Below are 636 nucleotides of genomic sequence, written 5' to 3'. Positions count from 1 at the left end.
ATGATCCGAACCTTTATGGTGCGGGAGAATCGTCTGGCGAAACTCTTAATGTTAGAGGATGGCGAGCGGCAAGCGAGCGATCTATTTCATTTGGCAGAGATATTGCAGCGGGAATCCTTTAGTAATGGGGAAGCATTGCTACTCTGGTTACATGACAAAATTTTTAATGTCGAAGGTCGGCAGCAGGAGAAGATCCGGCTTGAGAGCGATTTTAAGACCCTAGAAATTATGACGATTCATAAATCGAAGGGGTTAGAGTTCCCGATTGTCTTTCTTCCTTTTGCACTCTTTAAAGGGCGTGGTGAAAAGGAGGGGATCTATATCGATGCGACAAAAGAGCGTCGTTATATCTATCCTGAAGAGTGTACTCCGGAGATTGAGCGTTACTTTCTAAAAGAGAATTTAGCGGAAGATATTCGGTTACTCTATGTCGCTTTAACACGAGCAAAGTTTCACACCTATGTGGGCTTTACCCGAGCATTAGATAAAAAGGCGTATCAAGATAATGCGCTCTCTTATCTGATGGGGATCGGGACTAAAGATGAAGATTTAGCGCCCTTTTTTGAAGCGGGAATTTCACATCAGATCTTTTCAGAAGAGGAGCTGAATGATCCACAAATGATTCGTGTTAATTTG

General features: G+C 42.9%; 1 protein-coding gene. It reads left to right on the top strand.

The features are described 5' to 3' along the window. Positions 1–636 (top strand): 3'-5' exonuclease (locus FK530_RS27575; protein ID WP_500487563.1); only part of this gene is annotated, 636 nt, incomplete at both ends.

The organism is Tsukamurella conjunctivitidis, assembly GCF_007858475.1.
Taxonomy (GTDB): Bacteria; Actinomycetota; Actinomycetes; order Mycobacteriales; family Mycobacteriaceae; genus Tsukamurella; species Tsukamurella conjunctivitidis.
Note: the sequence above shows the minus strand (reverse complement) of the source record. Positions and strands in the feature narration are given on the sequence as shown.